The sequence below is a fragment of the Mesorhizobium sp. M4A.F.Ca.ET.090.04.2.1 genome, from assembly GCF_003999085.1.
GTDB lineage: Bacteria > Pseudomonadota > Alphaproteobacteria > Rhizobiales > Rhizobiaceae > Mesorhizobium.
The window spans coordinates 1-5,986 of the sequence record NZ_RZOT01000378.1 but is presented as its reverse complement, the minus strand read 5'-3'; the positions used below and the strand labels follow the sequence as shown (position 1 = coordinate 5,986).

General features: G+C 66.6%; 4 protein-coding genes. 1 reads left to right on the top strand and 3 read right to left on the bottom strand.

Annotation, left to right across the window (positions count from 1 at the left end; genetic code table 11):
• From EN781_RS23225 to EN781_RS23215, 3 genes are all read right to left on the bottom strand, one after another.
• The coding region (locus tag EN781_RS23225; RefSeq protein ID WP_145965590.1) for an efflux RND transporter permease subunit at positions 1-2,595 on the bottom strand (2,595 nt) is incomplete at its 3' end.
• The gene (locus tag EN781_RS23220; RefSeq protein WP_126056690.1) at positions 2,592-3,674 is read right to left on the bottom strand and encodes an efflux RND transporter periplasmic adaptor subunit; all 1,083 of its coding nucleotides are present in this window, start codon (positions 3,672-3,674) and stop codon (positions 2,592-2,594) included. The genes EN781_RS23225 and EN781_RS23220, both read right to left, overlap by 4 nt.
• Positions 3,671-4,810: an efflux RND transporter periplasmic adaptor subunit gene (locus EN781_RS23215; RefSeq protein WP_126056689.1), complete on the bottom strand. Its 1,140-nt coding sequence runs from the start codon at positions 4,808-4,810 to the stop codon at positions 3,671-3,673. The genes EN781_RS23220 and EN781_RS23215 overlap by 4 nt, the downstream gene beginning before the upstream one ends.
• A 262-nt stretch (positions 4,811-5,072) precedes the next feature.
• On the opposite strand from EN781_RS23215, the gene EN781_RS23210 reads away from it, so the two are divergent.
• The coding region (locus EN781_RS23210; protein WP_127400365.1) for an aminotransferase class III-fold pyridoxal phosphate-dependent enzyme at positions 5,073-5,986 on the top strand (914 nt) is incomplete at its 3' end.

The following is a 5,986-nucleotide window of genomic DNA, read 5'->3' as shown; positions in this document are numbered from 1 at the left end:
CAGCATCAACGGCACGACGGCCGCGATCGGCCCCTGGCTCTTGGCGCTTTCCTCGACCGAGCCCGCGGTTTCGACCGAATAGCCCGGCGGCAGCTTGGCGATGAAGGCGTCGACCGACGGCTTCAGCTCGTTGACGACAGTGGCCGGCAGCACGTCGCCGACCAGACCGGCGCGCACGGTGATGGTCGGTATCCGGTCGCGCCGCCAGACCGTCGGCTGCTCGAGCTCGTAGCGTATGTTGGCGACCGCGGCGAGCGGGATGGCATCGCCGGTCCCGGTTGGCAATTGCATGTTCTGGAGCGTTGCGACCGAGCTGCGATCGGCCTCGCGCGAGCGCGCCACGACATCGATCAGATAGGTGGCGTCGCGCAGCTGGGTGATGGTGGCGCCGCCGACCGTGCTGTTCAGCGCGCTGGCGATGTCGGAGGAGGTGATGCCGAGCTGGCGCGCCTTGTCCTGCAGCACGTCGACCCTGAGCACACGCTGCGGCTCGTTCCAGTCGAAAGTGGGCGCCGCCAGCTGCGGGTTGGCGGAGATGATGCCGGCGAACTCCTGCGCCAGGTCCCGCACCGTCTGGATGTCGGGACCGCCGACACGGTACTGCACCGGGCGCCCGACAGGCGGCCCGAGCTCAAGCGGCTTGACGAAGGCATCGGTGCCGACGAACTCCTCGCGCAGCAGCTTTTCCAGCGCCGGCTTGACCCGGTTTCGCGCCTCGATGCTCTTGGTGACGATGACCGTCTGGCCGAAATAGGGATTGGCCGGCTGCACGTCATAAGCCAGCAGGAAGCGCACCGCGCCCTGGCCGATATAGGATGAGAAATGGTCGATATCGGGATTGCCGACCAGCGCGCGCCCTTCGAAGCGCTCCATCTGGTCGCGCGTCTCGGTGATCGACGAATTCTGCGGCAGGTTCCAGTCGACGATCAGCTCCGGCCGGTCGGACGGCGGGAAGAACTGCTGCTGGACGAGGCCGAAACCGGCGATGGAGGCGGCAAACAGCAGCACCGTCGCGATGATGGTCAGCCAGTGCCGGCGCACCGAAAGGACCAGCACGCGCCGGAACAGCGAGGTGAAGCGTCCGGGCTGGTCATGATGCTTGGCCTTCATCGTCGCCGGCAGGATGGTGACGCCGAGCAGTGGCGCGAACAGCACCGCCACGATCCATGACACCAGCAGCGACACGGCGATGACGACGAACAGCGTGAAGGTGTATTCGCCGGCGGCGCTGTTGTTGAGGCCGATCGGGATGAAGCCGGCGACCGTCACCAGCGTGCCGGTCAGCATCGGGAAGGCGGTCGAGGTGTAGACGTAGGTCGCCGCCTTGCGCAGGTTGTCGCCGACCTCCAGCCGCGCCACCATCATCTCGACCGCGATCATGGCGTCGTCGACCAGCAGGCCGAGCGCGATGATCAGCGCGCCCAGCGAGATGCGCTGCAGCGAGATGCCGAGATAGGCCATGACGGTGAAGGTGATGGCGAGTACCAGCGGGATCGACAGCGCCACGACGAAGCCGGCGCGCATGCCGAGGCTGATGAAAGACACGGCAAGCACGATGGCCACCGCCTCGAACAGGGCGCGGGTGAAGCCCGATACCGCTTCCTCGACGATCACCGGTTGGTCGGCGACCAGATGCACGCCGACGCCGACCGGCAGGTCGGCCAGCACCTTGTTCATCTCCTCGTGCAAGGCCTCGCCGAACTGCAGCAGATTGGCGTTGGGCTTCATGCCGATGGCGAGCGCGATGGCATCCTGGCCGTTGAAGCGGAACAGCGACGTCGGCGGGTCGACATAGCCGCGCCTGATCGTCGCCACGTCGCTCAGCCGGAAGAAGCGGTCGTTGACGCGCAGGTTGATGGCGCGCAGGCTCTCTTCCGAGGTGAACTGGCCGCCCACGCGCACGCTGATGCGCTCCGGTCCGGACTGGATGACGCCGGACGGCGTGATCGCGTTCTGCGCCTGCAGGCTGGCCACGATCGCCTGCTGGTTGAGGCCGAGTGCTGCGATCTGGCGGGTCGAGAATTCGAGGTAGATCGCCTCGTCCTGGGCGCCGACAAGGTCGACCTTGCCGGCGTTCGGCACGGTCAGGATCTTGGTGCGGACATCCTCGACATAGTCGCGCAGCTGGCGCGGCGTCAGCCCGTCGGCGGTGAAGGCGTAGATGTTGCCGTAAACGTCGCCGAAACGGTCGTTGAAGAACGGCCCGACCACGCCTTGCGGGAACTGCGACCAGATGTCGTTGACCATGTTGCGCACCTGAATCCACGTCGGCACGACATCGCGCGCCTTGGTGGTGTCCTTCAGGTTGACGAAGATGACGGTCTTGCCGGCGGTGGTGACGGATTTGGTGTAGTCGAGGCTGTCGAGCTCCTCGAGCTTCTTCTCGATGCGATCCGTCACTTGCGTTACCGTCTCGTTGACGGAGGCGCCCGGCCAATTGGCCTGGATCAGCATGGTCTTGATGGTGAAGGCGGGGTCTTCCTCGCGGCCGAGGTTCAGATAGGCAGACACGCCGGCCGCGACGAAGACCAGCATGAAGTACCACACCAGCGAGCGATGGTTGAGCGCCCAGTCGGAGAGGTTGAAGCCCTTCATATGGCTCCCCCTTCTTGTAGCTTGACCTGCTGACCCTCGGTGAGGCTGTGGACGCCCGCGGTGACGACGCGCATGCCAGCCTCGAGCCCTTCGGTGACGGTGAAGGTGGCGGCGCTTTTGGCGGCCACCTTCACCTCGTGCGCGCTGACGCTCGACGTCTTCGGGTCGACGATCCAGACCTTGGCGGCCCCGTCCTTCTCGAGCAGCGCCGATAGCGGCAGTTCGATCGTCGGCGTGACCTTGGTCATGCGCGTCGCCGTCACCGTCGAGCCGAGCCGGAACGCTATCGGCGGGTCGGTGAGCGTCAGCCGGACACGGCGGGTGCGGGTCGAGCCCTCGGCCTGCGGCGCCATCTCGCGCAGCTTGGCCTCGGTCTGGATGGTCGGCAGCGATTGCAGGATGACCTGGAACGGCGTGCCGGCGGCGAGATCGCCGGTGAGCCGGTCGGGGATGTCTACCACCGCCTCGCGCAGGTCCGAGCGCGCCACGGTGACCACCGTCTGGCCGGGCGACACGGTCTGGCCGACCTCGGCGCCGACGGCGGTAACGACGCCGTCGAAATCCGAGAACAGGCGCGCATAGCCGAGCTGCTCCTGCGATTTGGCAAGCGAGGCCTTGGCCCGCTCGACGCCGGCCTCGGCCGCTTTGCGCGCCTGCTGCGCGGCATCGAAGACGGCCTGGGTGGTGTTGGCGGCGGCCAGCAGCTGGCGCTGGCGCTCCTCGCTGGCGGCGGCGTTGGCGAACTGCGCCTCGGCGTTGGAAAGCTCGGCCTTGGCCGCCTGCACCGCAAGCTCCAGCGCCGTCGGGTCGAGGGCTGCGATCGTCGTGCCCTTGGTGACGATGTCGCCGACCTTGACGTCGCGGGCGACGACACGGCCGAGCAGGCGGAAGGAGAGGTCGGCGCTGACTTGCGGCTCGATCGAGCCGGCGAAGCCGAAGGTCTGGATGGTGCGCGGCTCGATCACCACCGACAGCACCGGCCGGATGATCTCCGGCGGCTTGTCTTCCGATTGCGAACAGCCGGCAAGCGGCGCAAGCAACAGCAGGGCGGGCACAAGCATGCGCGGCAGCCTTTTCATTGGCCTGCTCCCGCGATCTCGATCGCCTGTCCGGGGCTGAGCAACTGGCCGCCATTGGTGACGACGCTCTGGCCGGCCTCCAGCCCTCTGCTGATGACGACCACGCCGGAATCATAGGCCAGCACCTCGACCGGTGTCGTCGCAGCCGCCTTGCTCGATGGGTCTACCACCCAGACCGCCGGCTTGCCGTCAGTCGAGGTCAGCGCCTGCCAGGGCAGCAGGATCGCCTTGATCGGCTTGGCGCTGGCCGAGCCGATCACGGCCGCGCCCAGCGGCATGGCGGCGGGCGTGTCGGGAATGGCGACCTTGACCCGGATCGATCCCGAAGCCGGATCGACCGCCGGCGAGATCTCGCGCACCTTGCCCATCGCCCTGACCTGCGGGTCGGACAAGAGCGTGATCGTCACCGCCGGCGTTTGCGGCGTCCGCGCGACCAGCGTTTCCTGGACGTTGAACACCGCGTCGCGATCGCCGTCCTCGGCGATGGTGAAGACGGTCTGCGCCGCCTGCACCACTTGCCCGGCTTCGACCTGGCGGGCGGTGATGAAGCCCGCCGCACCGGCCTTGAGCTCGGTGAAGGACAAGTTCTCCTTGGCATTCGCGAACGCGCTTTGCGCGGCATTGACGCTGCCTTGCGCCACCTTAAGCGTCTGATCCGCCGTGTCATAGTCGCGTCGCGTGGTGAAACCCTGGCCGAGCAAGATCTTCTGGCGCTCGAAGGCTGCGGCGGCCTGCGTCAACTGCGCCTGCGCCGCATCGAGGTCGGCCTGTGCCGAGCGCAGGTCGGATTCCTGCTCCTGCGGATCGATGCGGGCCAGCACCGCGTCCTTGTCGACATGCTGGCCGACATCGACGAGCCGCTCGGCGATCCGGCCGCCGACCCGGAAAGATAGGTTGTTCAGCGTGCGCGCGGCGATCACGCCGGTCAGCGAGGTCCGTGGCGCGTAGTCGGCGATCCTGACCGTTTCGGCGCGCACCATGATCGGCAACTTCTTTGCCGCCGCCTCTTGTTTCTGGCACCCGGCGAGCGCCAGTCCCGCCAAGGCGCAGACGAGCATCGTGGAGCCAGGAAAAGACAACAGATTGAAGGCGTTGACCGGAAGCGTCGGGGCGGAAGGTGTCGCGTTCCTGCTCATGGTTCCCTCAACCGCGCGGGCCGCTCCCTGCGACGGATGCCGCGGACAATCGCGAGGATAATCGATCCCCCCAAAAAGGAAACCTCTGTCGTACGCGTATGGGCGGACTGGTCAAATTAGGGGAACCGCGTGACGGCAGGCCCAATCGACCGGCACTGGTGTGGGCTTGAGGAAAAGCTGAAATGGGGCCAGAACGGATTTCAACGGCATCAAACGAGAACGGGCCCCTATCTCGATGAGGGATGGCCCGATGAGGGACGAGATGAAGAATTCAGCCATTTCCGAACGCAAGAACCAGTCGATCTCGCGCGGCGTCGGCATGACCACGCAGATCTATGCCGATCGCGCCGAGAACTCGGAAATCTGGGATGTCGAGGGCCGCCGCTACATCGACTTCGCGTCCGGCATCGCCGTCGTCAACACCGGCCACCGCCATCCCAAGGTGATCGAGGCGGTCAAGGCGCAACTCGATCGCTTCACCCACACCTGCCATCAGGTCGTGCCCTATGAGAGCTATGTCAGGCTGGCCGAGCGTCTGAATGGCCTGCTGCCCGGCAAGTTCGACAAGAAGACGATCTTCGTCACCACCGGCGCAGAGGCGGTGGAGAACGCCGTCAAGATTGCCCGCAACGCCACCGGCCGCCCGGCCGTCATCGCCTTTTCCGGCGGCTTCCACGGCCGCACCTTCATGGGCATGGCGCTGACCGGCAAGGTGGTGCCCTATAAGGTCGGCTTCGGCGCCATGCCGGCCGATGTCTTCCACGCGCCGTTCCCGGTGGCGCTGCATGGCGTAACGGTCGCCGATTCGCTCGCCGCCCTCGACAGGCTGTTCAAGGCCGACGTCGATCCCGCCCGCGTCGCCGCCATCATCGTCGAACCGGTGCAGGGCGAGGGCGGCTTCTATGAGGCGCCGCGCGATTTCATGACTGCGCTGCGCAAGGTCTGCGACCAGCATGGCATTTTGCTGATCGCCGACGAGGTGCAGACCGGCTTTGCCCGCACCGGCAAGATGTTCGCCATGGAGCATCATGACGTCGCGCCCGACCTTACCACCATGGCCAAGAGCCTGGCCGGTGGCTTCCCGCTGTCGGCGGTCACTGGACGCGCCGAGATCATGGATGCGCCCGGCCCTGGCGGACTTGGCGGCACCTATGGCGGCAGCCCGATCGGCGTCGC

What these genes read in the sequence shown, in the direction of transcription:
- EN781_RS23215 (WP_126056689.1), bottom strand. Translation starts at nt 4,810, where the DNA reads ATGAGCAGGAACGCGACACCTTCCGCCCCGACGCTTCCGGTCAACGCC.
- EN781_RS23220 (WP_126056690.1), bottom strand. Translation starts at nt 3,674, where the DNA reads ATGAAAAGGCTGCCGCGCATGCTTGTGCCCGCCCTGCTGTTGCTTGCG.